The following is a 1728-nucleotide window of genomic DNA, read 5'->3' as shown; positions in this document are numbered from 1 at the left end:
AAAGCATGTCGCGCCTGAGTCCTTTACAGGAAGGTATGTTATTCCATAGTCTTTATGATGAACAGGTCGGCGCCTATATTGAACAGTTCACAGCGCTGATGTCTGGATTGGTTCCGGAGATTTTTATCAGGAGCTGGGAGTATCTGGTACAGCGCTATACCATTCTACGCAGCGGCTTCTATTATGATGTGTTTAAGGTGCCGGTACAATGTGTGTACCGCGATGTGGAGATACCAGTGATCATACAGGACTACAGCCACTTATCGCAAGCGCAGCAACAGTGGGCTATAGCGGCCTATGAGCAGGCTGACCGCCAGCAATCCATTGACCTTACTGCCGCTCCGCTGATGCGGATTACCCTGCTGCGTACAGATAATGACCATTACCGGCTCTTCTGGACCTATCATCACATACTGATGGATGGATGGTCGCTGGCGGTATTGCTGGCGGGGCTGTTGGAGGTATACGAGCAGCTGGCAACAGGCCAATCGTTACCAGCGATAAGCGTGGACCGTTATGAAGACTATATCCGTTATATTGAACGTAAAGACAGGGATGCCGCCGCCGCTTACTGGCGCAAATACCTGGGTAGCCTGGAGGGGGCTGTGATGTTGCCTTTCATCAACACGACGGAAGAGCGCAACAAAGGTATTGGTATTTACAAACAGGAACATCTTCATATCGATATTACGGCTACATTGGAGATTACCCGTTTTGCACAACGTAACCACATTACATTGAACACCCTAATGCAAGGCGTGTGGGCGTACTTGTTATACCGCTATACCGGCCACAAAGATATTGTATACGGTGTGACTGTTTCAGGCAGACCTGATGATATTCCCGGCGTGGAGCAAAGGGTAGGTCCGTATATCAATACGCTGCCGATATATGCCAATGCAGGTTCAGACCTGAATGTGTCTGCATGGCTACGGGCTATACAGGCAGACCAGGTTAACAGCCGCGAATACCAGTATACACGGCTGAACGATATTAGCAGATGGAAGAATATTACCGGTGAATTGTTCGACAGTATACTGGTGTTTGAAAATTATCCGGTGAATAAAGTACTGTATGCGAAACAATGGAAGTTACAGGCTGAAGGCGTGAGTATGCACGAACATGTCAACTACCCGTTGAGCCTTGTGGTTGGTATCCGTGAAGACATTAATATCCATTTCAGCTATAACAGCAGCCTGCTTGATACTTGCTATGTAACTGCTATAGCAGGTCATTTTAGAACGGCCCTGCTTCAAATGACGACCAATGAAAACGGCAGGCTGGATGATATTGAGCTGCTGACAGCTGAAGAGTATAGCTATCTTGTCAAAGCAAATAACGAAAATTCCTTCGTTTATCCTACAGATAAAACATTAACAGATCTGTTTGAGGACCAGGTCCGTCAGACGCCTTCATTGACGGCCATTCTTCATAACAACAATTGTCTCACTTACCAGGAGGTGGAAGAGCGCTCCAACCGGCTGGCACAATACCTTGTGAGCAAAGGTGTTGAGCGTGATATGCTGATTCCGTTGTTTATAGAGCGTAGCCCTGAAATGATCATTGCGATGCTGGGAGTGCTGAAATCCGGGGCAGCGTATGTGCCTGTACATCCTGACTATCCGTCAGACCGGATTGCCTATATCCTATCAGATATATCCGCAACATTAGTGCTGAGCAGTGTTGCCAGCGCCGGACTGTTGCAAACAGATCTTCCGGTAATACAAC

At 47.6% G+C, this 1728-nt stretch carries 1 protein-coding gene; it reads left to right on the top strand.

What is annotated here, in order from left to right; all coding sequences use genetic code 11:
- The coding region (locus VM802_RS14230) for a condensation domain-containing protein (protein WP_325531564.1) at nucleotides 1–1728 on the top strand (1728 nt) is incomplete at both ends.

Origin of the sequence: Chitinophaga sp. (assembly GCF_035538455.1) — a bacterium.
Lineage (GTDB): Bacteria > Bacteroidota > Bacteroidia > Chitinophagales > Chitinophagaceae > Chitinophaga.
This window is presented reverse-complemented; position numbering and strand designations above follow the sequence as displayed.